Annotated in this window: 17 protein-coding genes; all 17 read right to left on the bottom strand. The window is 62.2% G+C overall.

Annotated features, from left to right (window positions below):
• Nucleotides 1-26: 26 nt before the first annotated feature.
• The 17 genes from ACFPOB_RS14735 to ACFPOB_RS14655 all read right to left on the bottom strand — a co-directional run bounded on the left by ACFPOB_RS14735 (nucleotide 27) and on the right by ACFPOB_RS14655 (nucleotide 17,178).
• Nucleotides 27-224, bottom strand: coding sequence for a transcriptional regulator domain-containing protein (locus tag ACFPOB_RS14735; RefSeq protein WP_024925058.1), 198 nt, complete (start codon nucleotides 222-224; stop codon nucleotides 27-29).
• Between the two features lie 309 nt (nucleotides 225-533).
• A complete protein-coding gene (locus ACFPOB_RS14730; RefSeq protein ID WP_024925057.1) occupies nucleotides 534-1,376 on the bottom strand; it encodes a DUF932 domain-containing protein in 843 nt (280 codons plus the stop codon).
• A gap of 261 nt (nucleotides 1,377-1,637) precedes the next feature.
• A complete protein-coding gene (locus tag ACFPOB_RS14725) occupies nucleotides 1,638-1,961 on the bottom strand; it encodes a DUF736 domain-containing protein (protein WP_273512923.1) in 324 nt (107 codons plus the stop codon).
• Nucleotides 1,962-2,739: 778 nt separating this feature from the next.
• Entirely contained in the window at nucleotides 2,740-3,228 is a 489-nt protein-coding gene (locus tag ACFPOB_RS14720; RefSeq protein WP_024925055.1) for a hypothetical protein, read from the bottom strand.
• Nucleotides 3,229-3,294: 66 nt separating this feature from the next.
• On the bottom strand, nucleotides 3,295-3,717 hold the full coding sequence (locus ACFPOB_RS14715; protein WP_024925054.1) for a hypothetical protein: 423 nt from the start codon (nucleotides 3,715-3,717) through the stop codon (nucleotides 3,295-3,297).
• A 133-nt stretch (nucleotides 3,718-3,850) separates the two neighbouring features.
• The gene (locus ACFPOB_RS14710) at nucleotides 3,851-5,923 is read right to left on the bottom strand and encodes a ParB/RepB/Spo0J family partition protein (RefSeq protein WP_024925053.1); all 2,073 of its coding nucleotides are present in this window, start codon (nucleotides 5,921-5,923) and stop codon (nucleotides 3,851-3,853) included.
• A gap of 324 nt (nucleotides 5,924-6,247) precedes the next feature.
• Nucleotides 6,248-6,952 (bottom strand): LuxR family transcriptional regulator, encoded by a 705-nt coding sequence (locus ACFPOB_RS14705; RefSeq protein WP_024925052.1) that lies wholly within the window; start codon nucleotides 6,950-6,952, stop codon nucleotides 6,248-6,250.
• Between the two features lie 260 nt (nucleotides 6,953-7,212).
• Nucleotides 7,213-10,236, bottom strand: a complete 3,024-nt coding sequence (locus ACFPOB_RS14700; RefSeq protein WP_273512926.1) for an autotransporter outer membrane beta-barrel domain-containing protein — start codon at nucleotides 10,234-10,236, stop codon at nucleotides 7,213-7,215.
• 319 nt (nucleotides 10,237-10,555) lie between these two features.
• Nucleotides 10,556-10,690 (bottom strand): conjugal transfer protein TraD, encoded by a 135-nt coding sequence (locus ACFPOB_RS14695; protein ID WP_081766922.1) that lies wholly within the window; start codon nucleotides 10,688-10,690, stop codon nucleotides 10,556-10,558.
• Between the two features lie 534 nt (nucleotides 10,691-11,224).
• Nucleotides 11,225-11,917, bottom strand: coding sequence for a hypothetical protein (locus ACFPOB_RS14690; RefSeq protein ID WP_024925050.1), 693 nt, complete (start codon nucleotides 11,915-11,917; stop codon nucleotides 11,225-11,227).
• A 361-nt stretch (nucleotides 11,918-12,278) separates the two neighbouring features.
• The gene (locus ACFPOB_RS14685; RefSeq protein WP_024925049.1) at nucleotides 12,279-12,983 is read right to left on the bottom strand and encodes a LuxR family transcriptional regulator; all 705 of its coding nucleotides are present in this window, start codon (nucleotides 12,981-12,983) and stop codon (nucleotides 12,279-12,281) included.
• Nucleotides 12,984-13,089: 106 nt separating this feature from the next.
• Nucleotides 13,090-13,467, bottom strand: a complete 378-nt coding sequence (locus ACFPOB_RS14680; protein WP_273512927.1) for a hypothetical protein — start codon at nucleotides 13,465-13,467, stop codon at nucleotides 13,090-13,092.
• A gap of 660 nt (nucleotides 13,468-14,127) precedes the next feature.
• Nucleotides 14,128-14,562 (bottom strand): DUF6691 family protein, encoded by a 435-nt coding sequence (locus ACFPOB_RS14675; RefSeq protein WP_377799197.1) that lies wholly within the window; start codon nucleotides 14,560-14,562, stop codon nucleotides 14,128-14,130.
• Nucleotides 14,559-14,966: a YeeE/YedE family protein gene (locus ACFPOB_RS14670; RefSeq protein WP_377799196.1), complete on the bottom strand. Its 408-nt coding sequence runs from the start codon at nucleotides 14,964-14,966 to the stop codon at nucleotides 14,559-14,561. The genes ACFPOB_RS14675 and ACFPOB_RS14670 overlap by 4 nt, the downstream gene beginning before the upstream one ends.
• Nucleotides 14,963-15,271: a sulfite-sensing transcriptional repressor BigR gene (gene bigR, locus ACFPOB_RS14665; RefSeq protein ID WP_377799256.1), complete on the bottom strand. Its 309-nt coding sequence runs from the start codon at nucleotides 15,269-15,271 to the stop codon at nucleotides 14,963-14,965. Before bigR ends, ACFPOB_RS14670 begins: the two co-directional genes overlap by 4 nt.
• Before the next feature lie 23 nt (nucleotides 15,272-15,294).
• Nucleotides 15,295-16,590: a bifunctional sulfur transferase/dioxygenase Blh gene (gene blh / locus ACFPOB_RS14660; RefSeq protein ID WP_377799255.1), complete on the bottom strand. Its 1,296-nt coding sequence runs from the start codon at nucleotides 16,588-16,590 to the stop codon at nucleotides 15,295-15,297.
• Nucleotides 16,591-16,872: 282 nt separating this feature from the next.
• The gene (locus tag ACFPOB_RS14655) at nucleotides 16,873-17,178 is read right to left on the bottom strand and encodes a hypothetical protein (protein ID WP_377799195.1); all 306 of its coding nucleotides are present in this window, start codon (nucleotides 17,176-17,178) and stop codon (nucleotides 16,873-16,875) included.
• Nucleotides 17,179-17,475: the final 297 nt, after the last annotated feature.

Genomic DNA, 17,475 nt, shown 5'->3' with positions numbered 1-17,475 from the left:
ACTGCTGATCTGACGGCGTGTCGGGATCACACGGGAAATCGTAACCCCCAGCGTTTCGAAAATGCCGCCAGCGAACGCGCGGCCGGTTTCCTGAGACGCTCAATCTTCTGGAAGTCGCGATGATAATCATCATCGCGGCGGAGATATTCCCAGGCGAAGCCGGCGGCGGGAATGCCTTCGGCATGCTGATACGCTGCCGGCGAGCGCCAATCGATGCTGAGCATAGCGTAACCTCTCATTCACCGGGTCATGCAAGCCAACACCCGGACAGAGAGTTTCATCGACAAGGGAGCGTGTTTGTAGCCGCCATAGGCGGATATGTTGATCGTGCGTGGCGATCAATATTGGTTATTTTCTTCTTAACATTGTCTGCATGTTTTTGCGAGCCGGGCGAAGCCCGGCGAGCGGCGGCCGTGTTCCGGGCACGGCCGCGCGCCGATCCGCAAAGCCGGATCGGCACAAAAATGCCGGACACGGACATCCTGAAAGACGCGGAACCGTAGAGCCGGAGACCCGGCTCTACGGCTTTGCATTCATGCTGTCTTCAAGCGCTGCATTCCCTCAGCCAGCGTCCACAGCGCGCGGTTGAGGCTGACATTCTGGTCGATGCCATTGATGGCGCGGGTCTGACTGCGGCGGATGCGCCCCTCGGCGTTGCGCTTGCGGCCATGCAATCCACCACGAATGACGTTTTCCTGAATGACGTTGAAGGTGGTCCAGAGGCTTTGCCCGACATCCTCGCGGCGGCGCGGCGCGATGATCTGGTCTGGACGGACGGGGCTTTCATCCTCGCCATAACGGGCAACAAGGCTCGCCTCAGCAAAGACGCGTTGCTCGTCCTGCGACAGGCGCGTTTCCTTCATCGTCTCGCTGGCGTCGATCAGGCGCGGGAAATCCTCGGCGACGGTGTAAACGCCTTCGATGATGTCATGCTGGATATTGCCCTTGTGCGGCACGCGGACTTCCTCGAACCGCTCGCCCGCAATCATGCTGTTGGCGCAGACGAATCTTAGTATGCCCGCGAACATCTGATAGGCGCTGGTCCCGTCATGGCTGTTGACGATGATGACTTCGGCGGCTTCTGGCTTGCCGATGCCGTCATCGCGGCGCAGGCGCAGCATGTGCTTGGCGTGGCCGTGCCGGCTCCCGTCGCGTGGCACGGACTGGACGGCGAAGAACGGAAACCATCCTTCGCGGCGCAATCCCTCCACGATGTCGATGGTGGGAACATAGATATAGCGTTCCGAACGGCTGTCATGCGCCTCGCGCGCGAAGATCGATGGGACGTGGCGGTAAAGCGCCTCGTTATCGAGCGGCTCGCGCCCGCTGATCTGGTGCGCGTTGCGGCCGAAACGGGTTGCAAGCTGGTGATACATGGTCTTTCTCCTATGGGCTTGGGTTGGAGCGCAGCGACCGAAGCTGGGCGGAAGCTCACTCCGAAGTGCGCCGAGGGCTGGCCCTAAGCACGCGGCCTGGCGTGAGCGCCAGCGGGAGCCGGGCGAGAGACATCGATCAGGATGTGCAAGCCTGAAAGCCGTGAACACGGACATCCTGATCACGGTATTTCCTGAAAGGCGTGCGGCCATGAGCATGACGAAGCCCCGCTCGGGTGAGCGGGGCTTCTTGGGGTTCCGGCCTCAGTCGCCGCTGCGGCGGGACCAGATGAGGCTGTGGCCTTCGCCGTCCTCGGTCTCGACCAGGCTGGCGTAGATCGGCGCCGGGAAGCTCGGATCGTCCAGCTTGACCGAGAGATATTCGCGCTGCGTCTCGCGGGCAGTCTTCTTCCAGGCTGCGCCGAACTCGACGCTGTTGCCGGCGATGATGCGGAAGTCGGGGCCGCGCTCGCTCTCGCCCTCGGTGGGGACGAACTTGGCCTTGACGTTGAGGTTCAGGGTCTTGACCGAACCGGTGAAGCCGGCTGTGCCGTTGTCGTTCTTCGTGAAGGTGCCGATGGTCGCCATTGTCGTGTTCCTTTTTCGATCGGGCCGCGCCTATCGCGTCCTCGATGCGGGTCGTGCGACCGGGGACGATCGGCCCTGCACCCGGAGGGCGGAACGAAGTGGAAGACGGCCGGAGACGGCTTTTTTGCCTGGCGATGCAAAGCGCGCTCACGCGCGGCGGAAAAAAGCTGGTGACGGCCGTTGCGGGAAGACGATCGAGGCGATGCTTCAGCGTCGCCGGTCCTCGGTCAGACCCAAACCAATCGAGGACGCCTTTAGGGGCGGCTGACAGGAAAATCGGGAAGAACACGGCAACGGCGACGCCGGTGCATGCCCCAGACACGGCGCGGCTGAATCGAGACGCGTCATCGTCACCCTGATCCTCGATGCCAATGCAAGGAGACGATCTCTGCCGAGGCGAGACCGCGCGCGCCCTTCCGATCTTCGCTCGCCGCCGGCGGCGCCATGATTGGCGAATCTGGAAGGGAGCCACCCGCCTGATGCCGAGCGCTTCTGCTGTCTGCTGAATGATCCGACATTCCCATGCGGCTCAACCCGCATTGTCGAGTACGATGAGGAAACGGCCCAACGCATGAGCCCGTTGCACGGTGATGCAAAGGCGAAACGCGAGATGCGCCGCCCCTGCGGGGCTTCGGAGAAATGGCGTAGCGCCTCTTTGCGTTAGCGGTCGAAGCCGAATGGCGGAAACGCGCCATGGGCGTGGTTCCGGCGCAGCCAAGAACGCGGCCCGAAGGGCGACGTCATCCGAGACAAAGGGACTGTCGAAGGTTCTCGGCTATCAAGGGGTGTAGAGTTCTCGAATGATATTCGTGACGATCTCAAACGGGATCAGAAACAACGGTGGATTGAGAACGGTGTCGCTGCCATGGGCAAACATATTGCGCATTCGGCTCAGATGCTCGATCTTCGAAAGGATCAGGTTCTGTTCCTTGGCCACCCGCAGCAGTTCGTCGAGCATCGCCGGACGCGGCTTTCCGCTCTTATCGACCCTGCCGGCAAATTGATGCCCGATGCGCTCTCGCAGGGCCAATTCCAAACAGGGAAATGTCTGGCTGGCTGCCAAGGTCAGAAGATCATAGGAGAAATAGGCGTAGACATAGACGTGTCGAACCGCATTGTGCGCCCGTCGCACGCTTTCGGGCACGGCCTCCGGAAGCTCGAACGCGCACATGTCCTTGTGCAGGTCCAGAAGCGTGCTCCCTACAAATCCTGCGGTTCCGGCAAAATAGGGATCGGGATCAGTCAGGTTGAGCGCACTCTTGAACACGGCATCTCTCTATGGATTTCGAAAATAGTTGGAGCGCGAAGACAATAGAGCCAGTTGCCATGCAGTTCACGCGCTTTGATCGATCGATTGCACAGTTCCGAGAAGCCGCACCAGCGCCGACACGCCAACGAAGCCGCCGCCAAGGATGCAGAAGATTTGCCGCCAGACCTCGGACGGCACGGCCTCGCGCGTGATGCCGTGGACCAGCGCATAGCCAGCGACGGCGGCGGGCGCGGCGACGACGAGCGCCACCGCAAGGCGCAGGATCGGCGGGCGCACCGTGATGAACAGCACGACCAGCAGCCCATAGGCGGCGACAGCGGCCACAAGTCCGACCAGTCCCGCGCCGATCAGGCCGGAGCCGGAGGCGTAGGCCAGACGCGCCGCTTCCACCGTGAGCAGGAAGGGCAACGCATAGACGGCGAGCGTGTAGGCCAGAACACAGAGGCCGACGATCAGCACGACCGCCATCACCATAAGCGTGATCATCGCAACATCCTCCTGATGCCGATGGCCGGGCGGTCATCGGTCGGTCGCGCGGGGCAATCCCCGCGCGACCACATTTTTTTTGGAAGTCGAGAGGCAGGAAGGCCGGAACCGCTGACGCGATCCCGGCCGGTCGTCACTCCGCCGCAACGGCGAAGGCTTCGGGCTCGCTGGCTTCGTGAGCGTCCTCGGCGTCAGCGCGCGGCGCGTCCGGCTGCTCGTCCGTCAACCATGCGGGCTGCACGGTCCGCATCAGCGGCGGAAGCCAGCCCGTTGCGGCAAGGAGCTGCTCGGCAGCTTCCGCCATCGGCTGCTTCTTCATGGCGGCGATGCGGTCCGCCGCCTCGTTGCTGACCGCTTCGCGCACGGCGGCGAGGATATGCGCCTTGGTGACGCGACCGAGATAGGTCCGCACCGTGGGCGTCCAATGCGCCGTCATGTCGAGGGCTACCGCCGTCGCCAGACTGTCCGCCGTCTCATGGGCGCATGGCTTGCGCTCCCATGGCTGCTTCACCGCGTTGACGGTGAGTGCGGCGCAATGCGCGAACAGCGCCATGACGCTGGCATGGTCGAGCGAGGCAATGAAGCCCCACAACTCCGCCACGTCGCGCGGCATATCCGCCGCCCATGCCGCATGACGATCCGCCAGCGCCTTGCCCGCTGCCGTATCCTCGATGCCGTCCGCGTGTCCGCCAAGATGCGCGGAGGTCGGGCGGATTTCGAGGCAGGTGGCGTCCACGCCGCGATAGAAGGTCTGCGCGGCGAGCGCATGGGTGACGGCGAGCAGGGCCATGTCCGGCTGCTCGCCAAGCGCGAGGCGAAGGCCAAGCGTCCGGTGAGCGGTGAGGTCGCGGATGAGCAGATCGGAGAGCGGCTTGCCGTCTTCCTCCGCTTCCTCGTCTTCCGGCTCAAGGTCGGAACCAAGGTTCCCGCCCTCGTCGTGTCCGCTGTCCTCGATGATCTCGCCATCGCCGCTGACGCGAACGCCGTCATTGACGGTTTCGCTGGTGTCGACTTCCTCCGGCTTCTCGTCCTCGGCACGGATGAAGCCGCGTTCGATGCGGGTTTCTCCGTCATGGGAGAGCACGACGAAGACGCCGCTGCGCGCGATCTCTTGCGCGTCATAGACATGGCGCAGGGCGTCGATGCGCTCGATCTCGGCCTCAAGCTCTCCGAACTTCTGATCGACATCGTCAGGAAGTTCTTCGGCGCTCTCATATTCCGACGACAGCCGATCATATTCCTTCTGTGCGCCGTCGTAGGCGGCAGCGTCATCCTCGGAAAGCTGCACCGGCTGCGGATAGGTGCGGCGCAGGCCGTGAGCGTGGGGATAATCGATATGGACCGAAACCCACTTCCAGCCTTCCGCCTCCTGCACCTGCGATGCGATCCGCTCCAGCTTGTCGATGACAAGCCGGTCCAGCAGCGCGGCGTCTTCGTAGAAGCCGCCGCGATCCTCGGTGAACAGGTCGCGGATGATGTTGCCGCCTGCCTCGGCATAGGCTTGCGCACCGACAAAAATCGCGCGCCGATCCGTTGCCGCGACGTTGGTCTTGGTGAGGTCGCGGCGGATGATCCACGGCTCGCGGTTATGGGACAGGTTCTCGTAAACCTGCTCCTGCCGTGCGTGATCCTCGGTAATCGCGAAGGCCATCAACTGGTCCAAGGTCAAATCGCCGTCGCGATAGACCTGCATCAGCTTGGGGCTGACCGCGCCGAGACGAAGCCGCTGCTTCACCACATGCGCCGTGACGCCGAAGCGCGCGGCGATTTCCTCCGCGCCCCATCCGCGATTGTCCGCAAGCTCGCGGAATCGTTCGAACTGATCCGCAGGCGAGAGGTCTTCACGCGACACGTTTTCGTCAAGGCTGATCTCGGCCGGATCGTTTACTGTGTCGATCACGCAGCGGATTGGTTCGGTCTTCTTGATCTCCTTGCGCTTCACGCGCAGCAACTGCGCCAGCCTGCGGCCTTCACCGATGGTGACGAGATAGAAGCCGGTCGGCTCGCCCTCTGCGTCACGCTCGGGCTCCACCACCAGATTTTGCAGGATGCCCTTGGCGGCGATGCTCGCGGCCTTCGCCTCGATGGACGCTTCGCTATGCGGGGTCTTGCGGGCGTTCTTCGGGTGCTTCTTGAGCTTGTTGAGTGGGATGAAAACCGTCGCGCCATTGTCGATGACGGGAGCGGTGTTTGCGTTGGTGGTCATGGTCTTTCTCCTATGGGCTTGGGTTGGAGCGCAGCGCTGCGCTGCAACCCTGGCCGTCGCCGAGACCGGGTGTGCAAACGGAGGGGTGGCTTCGCGGGGAACCGGCTGCAGGGAGCGCAGCGACCGAAGCTGGGCGGAAGCCCACTCCGAAGTGCGCCGAGGGCTGGCCCTAAGCCCGCTGCCCGGCGTGAGCGCCAGCGGGAGCCGGGCGAGAGACATCGAGCAGGAAGTGCAAAGCCTGAAAGTCGTGAACACGGATGTCCTGATCACCGCATTTCCAGATGCAGCAAGAAGCACCGCGACGGTTGCTGTTCCAGTCACAAGTTACGAAAGTCCCTCCAGCACCAGACGAGCGACGGTCTGCGCGCGCGTCCTGGCGCCGAACTTACGGCGGGCCTGATCGATATGGGTCCTCACCGTGGTCTGGGACACGCCGAGCAGATCGGCGATCTCCCAATCGGTCTTTCCAGCCGCCACCCATCGGATGCATTCCAATTCGCGATGGGTGAGCGCAGCCCGCGGATTGATGACCGGCGCTAGTCTGGTCAAGGCGCGGCATCGCTCATGCGTGAGGAAGGCAAGCTGGTGCAATTCGCCGCGCAGGGCGGGCGGCATGGGTCGCTCCTTGCCCGCCATGGCGACGAGCCCGAAATAGCCGCCCGGTCCGTGGATCGGAACCGACAGCCCGTCCGTCCAGCCCCATTCGCCAGCGGTGTCCCAAATATCCTGTTCGGCGCGCGACAAGGTGCGCACGGCCTTCGCTTCTAGCCAGGTAAAGGGCGCGATGCGCCGTCTGGCTTCGGCTACGGTGTAATCGGCGGCGAGGAAATTGCGCCTAACATAGAGCTCGATCCAGTCAGGCGGCCAGTCCTGGAAGAAGAAATGCGTCTCCGGTCCCATATCAGTCGGCAGGAAGGCGCCGCAAGCGCTGGCAGTATAGCCATGGACAGCGATCCGCTGCTTGAACAACGCCTTGACCGCATCGATCGTCGCGCAGGCCGCAAGCGCGCCGGCGAATTCATCGTCCATCGCTGAACCTATTCCTTTGAACCGGAACGTTGCGATCGCTGCCGAAGCATCGCGCGCAGGCGCCTTCACAAATGCTGCGCCGCTCGATGCTCACCCGCTGCGAACGATGCGGATGGCGTCGCCGCGCTTCAAAATGCGATCCTGAGCCCGACCTATCGCGGCGGGATTGGACGATGCGCTGGTGAACTGGCGACTTCGCTGTTTCTTGACGCAATCGATTGTGTTCCTCAAGGCCGCAATCGTCCTCGCTGTATGATCGGTCAGAACCTCACGCTGAGATTGGCGCGAACCGATTGATCACTGGCGCTGGGGGCGAACTGGCCGCTGTAGGATATGCCGAGGGTCGCGGCGGGTGTAAGGTTGAGATCAAGCCCAGTCTCGATGATTGCGGCATCTCTTGCGATCGGCACACCGGCGACCGTGAAGGGGTTGCCAGCGGAGAAGGCTTGCATTGACAGAGGCGTGGTGTCGCCGAAGGCGTGCCGCCAGCCGAGCGAGCCGCGCGCGGTCAGGTTGATGTCGGCGAGAGCAAAGCCAGTCGAGGCCCTGAGGCCAAGCGTGGTGAACGTCGTATCCATGGTCTGGCCGTTGGCGCGGAGCCCCGCCACGCCGCCCTGTTCGGCAAAGCCGCCGTTGTTGAGGTTTACATAAGCCAGATTAGCGAAGGGTTCGAACGAAGCCACAGGCGTGTCGATGCGGTAGCCGAGATCGCCGAAGGCCTGGAAGGTGCCGGCATCGTATTTGCCCTTCAGGCTATCCGCGAAGCCGGGGAAGATGGCGGAGCGGCTGGTCGAGATATCGTGCCATGTGTAGGTAAGGCCGGTGCGCAAACCAAGAGCCCCCCATTGCGTGCCGCCATAAAGGCCAAGGTGATAGTTGTCGCTCGATCCGGAAGACTGGCGGTCCCGAACATTGAAGCTGGTGCGGCTATAGCCGGCGATGAGGCCGAGCCGCCAGGTCTCGAACACCGGTGTGTCGGCGCCGATCAGGAAACCGCCGGTCGAGCGCTCGAGGCGTGCGGCATTGCCGTCGCTGCTGGTGTGGCCCCAGGAGCCAAAGCCCTTGCCCCAGACGGCCAGGCGGTCGCCGGTGGGGGCGACAGCCTGTGGGCCGCCGGGACCATAGGCCATCACCGGTAGAGAGGATGCGGCAACATCCGCGAAGGCCGAGCGGATGCGGTCGGTCGCGGCATCACGCACGAAGCGGCTGTCCTCGATCAGCGCCGTCTTGGCGCTGGCATAGATCTCGCCCGAAACCGCATCGAAGGCGCGGCGGGCGGTAGGTGCGTCGAGTTGCAGGACGGCCGCATAGATCGGATGGCCCCAACCCAGCGATTCTACCCCACCGCCCGCGGCACGCTGATTGCGCGTGCCGCCGATCGTGGCGAAGTCGGTGCTGTTGCGGTTCAACGTCAGATAAACATTGCTCGGATCGTAAGTGAGGACCGGCGTCAGGAAGGCGAAGTTCGAGGTGGCGCCGGCAAAGTTGCCATTGCGCCCACCAGTGGCGGTGAGGATGGTGTAGGTGGTCGCCGGCGCATAGTTTCCGGCGCTGGCCAGCACCTTGACTGTCCCGCCCTGGATCATTGCTGTGCCCGTGGCGAGGATCTTGTCCGCTTGACCTGCTGCGTTGGCTTCAACCTCGTAAATCGAGCCAGGCGCGAATGTGACATTCCCGGTGACGTTGAGTGTGCCAATCGAGTTGCCCGGCGCGATCGTACCGCCGGCGTTCACCGTGGTCGAGCCGACGGTGCCGCTACCGGCAAGTATGCCGCCCGAACTGACCGTGGTCAGCGCCGAAGTGGCGATGGAGCCATCGACCACGAGAGTGCCAGCGTTGATCGTCGTAGCGCCAGTGTAAAGATTGGTCCCGGTCAGACGGAAAACGCCCGTCCCCACCTTGGTCATGCTGCCGGAGCCGCCGATGGTACCCGATAACGTGGTCGAGGCGTTATCGGCTCCTGTCGTCAGAGTGCCGGCGCCTAACGTGACATTGCCGGCGCCAGCGAGCGAACCGATGGCCTGGTTGAAATTATTGAGATCGAGCGTTGCAGCGCCATTCACCGTATGGGCAGAATTAGCCGAGAAGGCGTTCGCATTCGCGGCCTGCAACACGCCGGCGGAAACCAGCGTCGCGCCACTATAGTTGATCGTGGAACTGAAACCACTCCCTGAGGTTTGTAGCGTCAGAGTCCCGCTCCCGGTCTTGGTCAGTCCGCCGGTCCCGATGATCGAACCGAAATAAGTGCCATTCTGGTTATCGCCGCCGATCGTGAGCGTACCTGCGCCGAGATCTATGGTCGGAAGCGCCCCAGGGAGGAATGCGAAGGACGTGAAACTGTCGAGCGAGGCGATCGTCTGGTTGAAGCCGTTGAGCTTCAACGTGGTGTCTCCATTCAGTGTAAAGCGCGAATTAGGCGACAGCACGTTGGCGGCGCCCGTCTGCAGCATGAGCGTGAATGAGGGCCCCCCTGATGCCCCAAATAAGAAGGTACCCCCCGTATACGTCGTCGCCCCGCTGAGTGTTAGATTTTGGCCTCCACCGAACATTACAAAGTTGCCCGACCCTGAGATCGTGCCGGCGAACGTTCGCGGCGCGCTATCGCCGCCAAAGAGAGTAAAAGACGTGGACGGATTAGCATGGTTCACGATAGTACCCGCACCCGACAGATTCGCGACGCTCGCGCCTCCAGCCGCAATGTTGACGGTGGTGCCAGGATTGGTCACTAGCAACGACCTTGGCGCAACCAAGGGATCGCCCGAAACGAGCCCGCCGAAATTCACTGTCCCTGACGTAACGGTCGTATTGCCGAGATAGTCTCCTGTAACGTTGCTGAGCGTGACGGCGCCTGTCGTTGCGACACTGAGACCGAAATTTCCGCCAATCGCAATCCCGTCGAGAGCGCTGTTCTTCAGATTGATGGAGACTGGAACGACGATCGCAGGCAGGGGGCTTGCGAGCGCAATATTCCCGATCAGACCCGCCTGAAGCACAATGGTATTGCTGCCGGGCGTTGCATTGCTGTCGATGATCGCCTGACGCAGCGATCCGGCGCCAGAGTCGTTTGTGTTCGTGATCGTAAAATTCGCTGCTCGCGCAGGGTCCGCGCCCAAAGCCGCGCCGCATAGTGCGGTACTGATCAAAAAGCCTCGACGGAACAAAGTGCTCGGCGCACAGCGAAAAATGCCGTTCAGAAGGGTGATCGAGAGCAGCCGCCCGCGCTCAATGGTCGCGACCAATAACCGTCGGATTGTCTCGAAAGAAATATCTGCTGGAACCTTCATATTCGTCCTGGTATTGAAATATGAGGCAGAGCGCTTCCTCAGCGTCCAAAGCTGCGATTCGCTCTCGGCAAATGCAAGCGATCCCCACTGCCAAGAGCGGAAAATTCGGGGGACACTACCGACACTTGATACGTGACATGAGCCTTGGCTTACCCGTGTGATCGTGCAACCAGTTGTTCTCGCTAGATACCGGATCGAGCTTTGGAAGTTTGGCTGTTTCCGCCAACTCGTAGACAACCGTACGTTTTCTAGACGATGCACCAAGCGCGCGGCGATACTCCTGAAAATATTATCACCTCTACTTAAAGGCGGCGCGCTCTCAATCATTCCAGAACGCCTGCTTCCCCTTCGCGGGCCGGAGCGCCCGCGACCGTTTGCCCACATCGCTTTGGAGCTTGTCGGCCATCCAGAGCAATCCGCCGAGGATGGTGGCGCGCTCAGCGCTAGCAAGGATGCGCCTGCCAGCATGGCGCCCGCCCGCGCAGGATCACAGGTTGCGCCCTTGGGGGCGACCGCGCGTTCTCCAGCGCGCATCACGCCGTTCGTGCAATGCTGGCATCGGCCATTGCCGCCGCATAGGTTGCACACACGCCCGTCGGCTTGAACCCCGGATCCGCTGCACCCGGCGCAGCGCGCGGAGCCATTACAATAATAACAGGTAGCCATCGCCTCGCCCTTTGATCATGAAACAACGCACGTCACCCAAGGCGACAGACGCGCAGTCGACTACGGTAACTAAGGGATGATGATGTGGTCGCGGTCGTCGGCGGTTCTTCAGCAATCGGCATTTACGGCCGTTTACCCGCCCCCTCCTTGCCGACATTTACACCCCCTGGAATCAAATCCATAAAACGAGGATCAAAATCGCGATTTTCGAGAGGGATGTCTCTCCTCGAAAACGAGGAGGCGAGCGCAAAAATCCGTGCGTTGATCGACGTTTCGCCCCCTCGCGCGTCGCCTGCGCGCCTCAGCCATACAGGCGAACGGATCAGGCGGCTTTCTTCCGGGTCAAGAGGGACGTCAGCACCGCCACCCAATCCCATTTGATCAAGGCCGTCGCAAGCGGCGCATAGGCCAGCGCGACGGCGGACATCGCGCCGGTGCTCTCCCAGAACGAACGCGCCAGGCGCGCATAGCCGGCGGGCCATTCCGGCTCGGTGTCGGGTAGGAAAAGCCAGCGCCAGAGAAGGGCGATGGCAACGCCGAGCGGCACGCCGGCCATGCTAATGCCAAAACCAAGGGCTTTTCCGACATGGCGTTCGGCCCTGCCGGCGACGATCTGCACCGCCAGAATAACGCCGATGATGATGGGCCAAAGTGCATGGGCGATCAGATAGCCGCCCCATGCGATACGCAATTCAGCGTTTAGCGAGAAAAACCAGAACGGTGCGGCGCAAGGCAAAATCAAGACGGCGAACATCGCGAAGCCCGCCAGCGGATACAGAATATCCTTGGTCCTGGCGCGCTCGTCGAGCCACGTGAACCAGCGGCGGGTGCTCTTCAGGGTTACTTCGAGTCGCGCATCACCGTCGGCGTCGACGACGATCGTCCACTTGGCGACGGTGAACTTGTCCGCAACGCCCGCGAGTTCAAGCGATGCGCCGACCTCGAAAGCCGAGGAAAAGCCGCTAGCATCCTGAGACCAGTCAGGCTTCTCCGCCTGCCTCAGAACGATGCGCATAATGTGCTCCCTCCTCAAAAAGCGATCCTGAGCCCGACTTGTCCGGCGTGGCTCGTCGAGGCGCCAAAGCGAGCGCGGCATGCTCTCGCGACCGAAGCCGCCAGCGGGTCAGCGAGCGCCGCCATCGAACAGAGCGCCGACGCTGCCAGCAGGACGGCGTCGGGCGCCCGCATGGCCCGAGCGTCTCTGCTTTCCCACTAGATCCGGACAGTCTTCGCCCTCCTCGATGTTTCGCAACGCACGCTCCCAAAAATCAAACTCGCAAACAATCTCGGCTCAAAGTCGCGGGTTTTCAGCGCCGCGTCTCTCCTCGAACACGAGGAGGAGTGACAAAAAACATCCCCGCCCGTTCCCTCGCGGATTACGACAGTCCGCTTAGCACCAGGCGCGCGACCGCCTGCGAGCGCGTCCTAGCGCCCAGCTTGCGGCGGGCCTGATCGATATGAGTCCTCGCTGTGGTCTGCGATACGCCGAGCAGGCGGGCGATCTGCAAATCCGTTTTGCCGGCCGCCACCCAGCGCAGGCATTCCAGCTCCCGATGGGTGAGCGTCGCCTGCGGATCGGTCACTGGCGCAAGACCAGTCAAAGCGCGGCAGCGTTCATGCGTCAGGAAAGCAAGCTGTTGCAGTTTGCCGCGCAGCGCGGGCGGCATGGGTTGCTCCTTGCCAGCCATGGTGACGATCGCGAAATAACCGCCCGGGCCGTGGATCGGCACCGACAGCCCGTCCGTCCAGCCCCATTCGACGACCGTATCCCAAATGTCCTGTTCGGCGCGCGACAGGGTGCGCTCGGCTTTCGCTTCCCGCCAGGTGAATGGCGCGATGCGCCGTCGCGCCTCGGCGACCCCATAGTCGGCGGCGACGAAATTGCGGTTGACATAGAGTTCGAGCCAGTCCGGCGGCCAGTCCTGGAAGAAGAAATGCGGCTCCGGGCCCTTGTCGGCCGGGAGGAAAGCGCCGCATGCGCTGGCGGTATAGCCGTGGGCTGCGATGCGCCGCTTAAACAAGGCTTTGACCGCATCGATCGTCGCGCACGCCTCAAGCGCGGCGGCAAACTCATCCTCCATTACCTAACCCCTACCTCCGCCGAATGGAGGAATGCGAAGATTACCAAAGCATGACGCGAGAACCGCCGGGACACCTCAAGCGCATTAACTCGCGCCCGACATCGAATCACGGGCCTGTCCCACGGTGTGCGAAACTCCTATTGACTTGATGGTTTAACCTCTTTTGGCGTCGCTGAGAGCGGTCGGGGAATTTGCGATCGTAGCTGACCGGCTTGCGAGCCTCCAATGCCTGACGGACGTAGTCGCGGATCGCTGTCCCTGCTTCAGAGAGCGGAATGAAAGGTTCGTCGGCGTCTTCCCGCGACGGCGCGTCGATCGCCGTATCGGGGATCCGGTGTCGCACCCACCGGCCTTCGCCGTCCATGATTAGGCGATTCCGGGTGACGAGGTGTTTGAGGCGATATTGGAGAGTGCGCGGCGGGACGGGGGTTTCCAGAGCGCGCAGAATCTCCGGCGCCAACAGACCATTGGGGCTGCGCCGCATGGCGTCTTCGATTGCTGCCGGAGCTATCTCTGGGACATGGTTTGCCAAAGCGGCCCTTCCTGCGCGTAGAATCTAGACGCAAGAATGACGTGGATGGGCCCAAGAATCAAGATTATGCGCAAGAGTGAGGCTAGGCGCAATCATAGTTGCGCCGAGCTAGGGCACCGATCCGCACGACGTCTTTATGCCCGGAGCCAGCGGTTACTACATTTAGGAGGGGGTTAGAGGGTTATTGCGTAGAAGTAGTTCTCATCATCACCCGGTGCGGCGCGCCAATTTTGATAGCGAAATCAATATATTAGATCACTGCATGCCCTTTCCGAATTTCGGCAATCTTTGCCAGCGGAAGCGCCGCGTCGCGTTTTATGCACGACGGAAAAAGGGAGCCCGACGCGCTTCTGCGGGATTCGAGGGTGCTGTTTCGCCATTTGGGCGAAAGCATTTCGGCTTGAGACGCAGCCAATCCATCGAGCGTTGCCCACCTCGGCAACGCTCCCGACAGATGGGCCGCAGGAGCCTTGTCCGCACGCGGCGCGGTCCGGAAATGGACGAGCACTGCTAACATTTACTCCCGTGCCGCTCGGAAACGCACCAATAAGCCAGAGCATAGCAGCACGTTTGCCGCGGACAGCGCATGAACGAGCGCTAACGTCAGCGCGATCACGTCCCCGTAATAACCCGATCATGCAGCATCATTCCCGCCACCATGGCCGCGACGAACAGAAAAACCGGGAAGAGCCCTATGGACAGCGCCGAGATCGCCGGCCCCGGGCAGAAGCCGGCGAGTCCCCATCCCACCCCGAACAGCGTAGAGCCGGCCAAGAGCCGCCCATCGATCTCGTTTTTCTCCGGAAGGTGGAAGCTGTCGTCGAGTAAAGGACGATGCAGACGGCGTTGCAGCATGACGCCCGGCAGCGCGATGAGCACTGCGCCGCCGAGCACAAAAGCAAGACTCGGGTCCCAATGCCCGCTGGCAAGATTAAGGAAGCCGAGCACCCGCGCCGGGTCCAGCATTCCGGAGAGCGACAACCCGAAGCCGAAAAGCGCGCCAGCGAGGAGCGCAACGACGAGACGCAGAGGCGCGAGGCGGTTCACCGCATGAACTCCATCAGCGTTGCCGTGACGCCTCCCGCAAAGAGGAAGATCGCGGTCGCGGCGAATGAACGTTTTGAGAAGCGGGCAAGGCCGAGGATGCCGTGGCCGGAGGTGCAGCCCGACCCCATGCGCGTGCCGATGCCGACGGCCAATCCGGCCATGACAATGAGGGGCCAGGCTGCAGCGATTGTCACGGAAGGAAAGTTCCCGAAGGCTAACATGTAGAGCGGCGGACCGCTCAGCAGTCCGATGAGAAAAGCCCCGTTCGACGGGATCTGACTGCCGCCGAGCAAGCGGCCTACAATGCCGCTGATGCCGGCGATCCGTCCGTTCAGCAGCAGCAGCGCGATCGCCGAGAGGCCGAGCAGCATGCCCCCGATCAAGGATGGCCAGTAGGCGCTCATGGGTGCTGCTCCAGTTCACAATAGATGGCGTAGAGGGCTTCGATGAGGCGAGCGGCCTTCTGCTCGCTCAGACGATAAAAGATTTGTTTGGCCTCGCGACGCGTCGTGACGACCCCCGCTTCACGCAGCATGCCGAGCTGCTGCGACAGCGTCGGTTGATGGATGCCAAGCCGCTGTTCGAGTTCGCCGACGGCATATTCGCCCTCGGCGAGGATGCAGGCGAGCCGCAGACGTGCCGGATGCGACAATGTCTTGAGCAGGCCAGCAACCTCGCTGGCACGGGCCTCTATCTCTGCCGGCGGCATCGCTTGCGTGACTTTAGAAGCCGTCACCACGCGGCCCCCGCGAGCGCATCGAGCGGAAACTTGAGATAGCGCCTGCCGTTGGTTTCTGGCTCCGGCAGCCGACCGCCACGGATATTGACCTGGAGGGCATGCAGGATCAGCTTCGGCATCGGCAGGGTGCGATCGCGCGCTTCCCTCAACACGACGAAGCGCTCCTCCGTCATGCCGGCCAAATGCGCGTTCGCTCGCTTCTGCTCGGCGACCGTGCTCTCCCATCTCGCCGCGCGCCCGCCGGGCCTGTAGTCGTGCCCAGTGAACAGGCGCGTGGCATCCAGCAAGGTCAGGATCGCCTGGATCGACGACCACAAAGCTTTGGCGCTCCCGCCCGGGAAATCCGCCCGGGCCGTGCCGGCGTCCGGCATGAAGATCGTGTCGTGCACGAATGCCGCGTCGCCGATCACATATGTCACGGAGGCAAGGGTATGGCCGGGCGAGAACATCACGCGCCCCAAGAGGCCACCTACCTTGAAACTGTCCCCTTCGACGAAGAGGCGGTCCCATTGCGAGCCGTCCGTCGCAAGTTCCGGCCAATTGTAAATGCCCTGCCAGAGCTTCTGGACATCCGTGACGCGCGCGCCGATGGCTGTGGGGGCGCCCGTCTTCTGCTTGAGATAATGCGCGGCCGAGAAGTGGTCGGCGTGAGGATGCGTGTCGAGAATCCACTCGACCGTCAACGCTTCACGAGCCACATAGGCGAGGATCTCGTCTGCCTGATGCGTGGCGGTCGAGCCAGATTTTTCATCGAACTCATAGACTGGATCGATGATCGCGCAGCGCTTCGTCGTCGGATCAGTGACGACGTACTGGATGCTGCCGGTCCGTGGCTCGTAGAACCCCCTGACCCGTGGCGCTCGAGCCGCATTCCGGGCAAGCCACTGGACCGCGCCTGAGAGATCAAAACCATGCGCACTGCCAAAGGCCTCAACCTCGCCGGGCTTCATCCGTCCTGCCAGCACCTCGCCCAGCACATGCAGTGTCAATGAGCGCGTGCCGGTGCGGCAATGGGCGAAGACTGGTCCCTTGGCTCCGGACAACACCTCCCGAAACGCGTCGATATCGGCTTCGGTGATTGTCGTCGCCGTAACGGGAATGAAGTGATAGTCGAGGCCAACCTGCTTGAGGACAGCCTTCTCATCGGCACTGCCGGGCTGTCCCGGCTCCTCGCCATCCGGCCGATTATTGATGATGGCGGCAAATCCGCCAGCCGCCAGCTCAGCGAGCGCCTCCAGCCCTGGCTGGGCGGCGACAGTCAGCCGGTCATCGATTTGCTTGCAGATCATTCGCATGTTCAGGCTCATTATCATTATACATATGTATATAATGTATAATGATGGAGTGCAAGCTGCGTGTAGCGGAGGCAAGATGAGCGAAGCCGCTTCGTGCCAGCGAACTCGAACTGATCTCCGCAGAGACGGCCATCGACCGGCGCCTTCGTGGCCTCATGCGAAGCCCCGCCAGCCGAAGCGTTAGCTGGCGGGGCTCCGTCGCCGAGGAGTGAAGGGGCGTTACTCGGCGGCGGATGATCGAAGTCGGCTCCTGTGGTCGATCTGGGAGACCATCAGCTAACTATGCTGAAAGCGATTCCAGATGAGCGCGAAGACAGCACCGACGGCGTAGCCAATTGCGCTGGTCAACACGATCAATCCCGCTGCCCGGGTGAGATCGAAACTTTCGATCTGCCAGCCTGATCGAATGAAATGGAGCCAGAACACAAAGTCCATGATGGGCTGAGCCAATCCGCTCGCGACGAACAACACCCACAGCAAATGCGCGCCGCCGAGGAGAGCTCCCATTGCGAGACCACTATTGTTGACGCTGATCGTGCCCTGATGCTCCGCATATGAACCAAAAAGTGCACGGTTTGTCATCGTAACCACTCCCTGTTCGAAGCTCCAAAAAGCTTATCAGATAGAGCCGGTCACTCCTTGATGTACCTCAAGAAGGGCTTGGTGCTGAGCTTGACATCCCTCTTAGCCAAGACCGATGCAGCGACTCTGCCAGGCGACCTGGCCGGCCGCCATAGAGCTCGACCCACCGCTCGGGAACAGCAAAGCCGATTTCGCCAGGGGTGAGCGACTGTCTTGGTGGTCAAGCGGTTTGTTCGCGCCATGGTTGTCTGTCCCGGATGACGGCGTTGAGGATTGTGACGAGCTTTCGGGCTGTCG

The organism is Allobosea eneae, from assembly GCF_042657265.1.
GTDB lineage: Bacteria > Pseudomonadota > Alphaproteobacteria > Rhizobiales > Beijerinckiaceae > Allobosea > Allobosea eneae.
Note: the sequence above shows the minus strand (reverse complement) of the source record. Positions and strands in the feature narration are given on the sequence as shown.

Bases quoted from the DNA above. Each gene is read 5' to 3' on its own strand.
- ACFPOB_RS14735 (WP_024925058.1), bottom strand. From the start codon at position 224: ATGCTCAGCATCGATTGGCGCTCGCCGGCAGCGTATCAGCATGCCGAA.
- ACFPOB_RS14730 (WP_024925057.1), bottom strand. From the start codon at position 1,376: ATGTATCACCAGCTTGCAACCCGTTTCGGCCGCAACGCGCACCAGATC.
- ACFPOB_RS14725 (WP_273512923.1), bottom strand. From the start codon at position 1,961: ATGGCGACCATCGGCACCTTCACGAAGAACGACAACGGCACAGCCGGC.
- ACFPOB_RS14715 (WP_024925054.1), bottom strand. From the start codon at position 3,717: ATGATCACGCTTATGGTGATGGCGGTCGTGCTGATCGTCGGCCTCTGT.
- ACFPOB_RS14710 (WP_024925053.1), bottom strand. From the start codon at position 5,923: ATGACCACCAACGCAAACACCGCTCCCGTCATCGACAATGGCGCGACG.
- ACFPOB_RS14705 (WP_024925052.1), bottom strand. From the start codon at position 6,952: ATGGACGATGAATTCGCCGGCGCGCTTGCGGCCTGCGCGACGATCGAT.
- ACFPOB_RS14700 (WP_273512926.1), bottom strand. From the start codon at position 10,236: ATGAAGGTTCCAGCAGATATTTCTTTCGAGACAATCCGACGGTTATTG.
- ACFPOB_RS14690 (WP_024925050.1), bottom strand. From the start codon at position 11,917: ATGCGCATCGTTCTGAGGCAGGCGGAGAAGCCTGACTGGTCTCAGGAT.
- ACFPOB_RS14685 (WP_024925049.1), bottom strand. From the start codon at position 12,983: ATGGAGGATGAGTTTGCCGCCGCGCTTGAGGCGTGCGCGACGATCGAT.
- ACFPOB_RS14680 (WP_273512927.1), bottom strand. From the start codon at position 13,467: ATGCGGCGCAGCCCCAATGGTCTGTTGGCGCCGGAGATTCTGCGCGCT.
- ACFPOB_RS14670 (WP_377799196.1), bottom strand. From the start codon at position 14,966: ATGAGCGCCTACTGGCCATCCTTGATCGGGGGCATGCTGCTCGGCCTC.
- bigR (WP_377799256.1), bottom strand. From the start codon at position 15,271: ATGCCGCCGGCAGAGATAGAGGCCCGTGCCAGCGAGGTTGCTGGCCTG.
- blh (WP_377799255.1), bottom strand. From the start codon at position 16,590: ATGATCTGCAAGCAAATCGATGACCGGCTGACTGTCGCCGCCCAGCCA.
- ACFPOB_RS14655 (WP_377799195.1), bottom strand. From the start codon at position 17,178: ATGACAAACCGTGCACTTTTTGGTTCATATGCGGAGCATCAGGGCACG.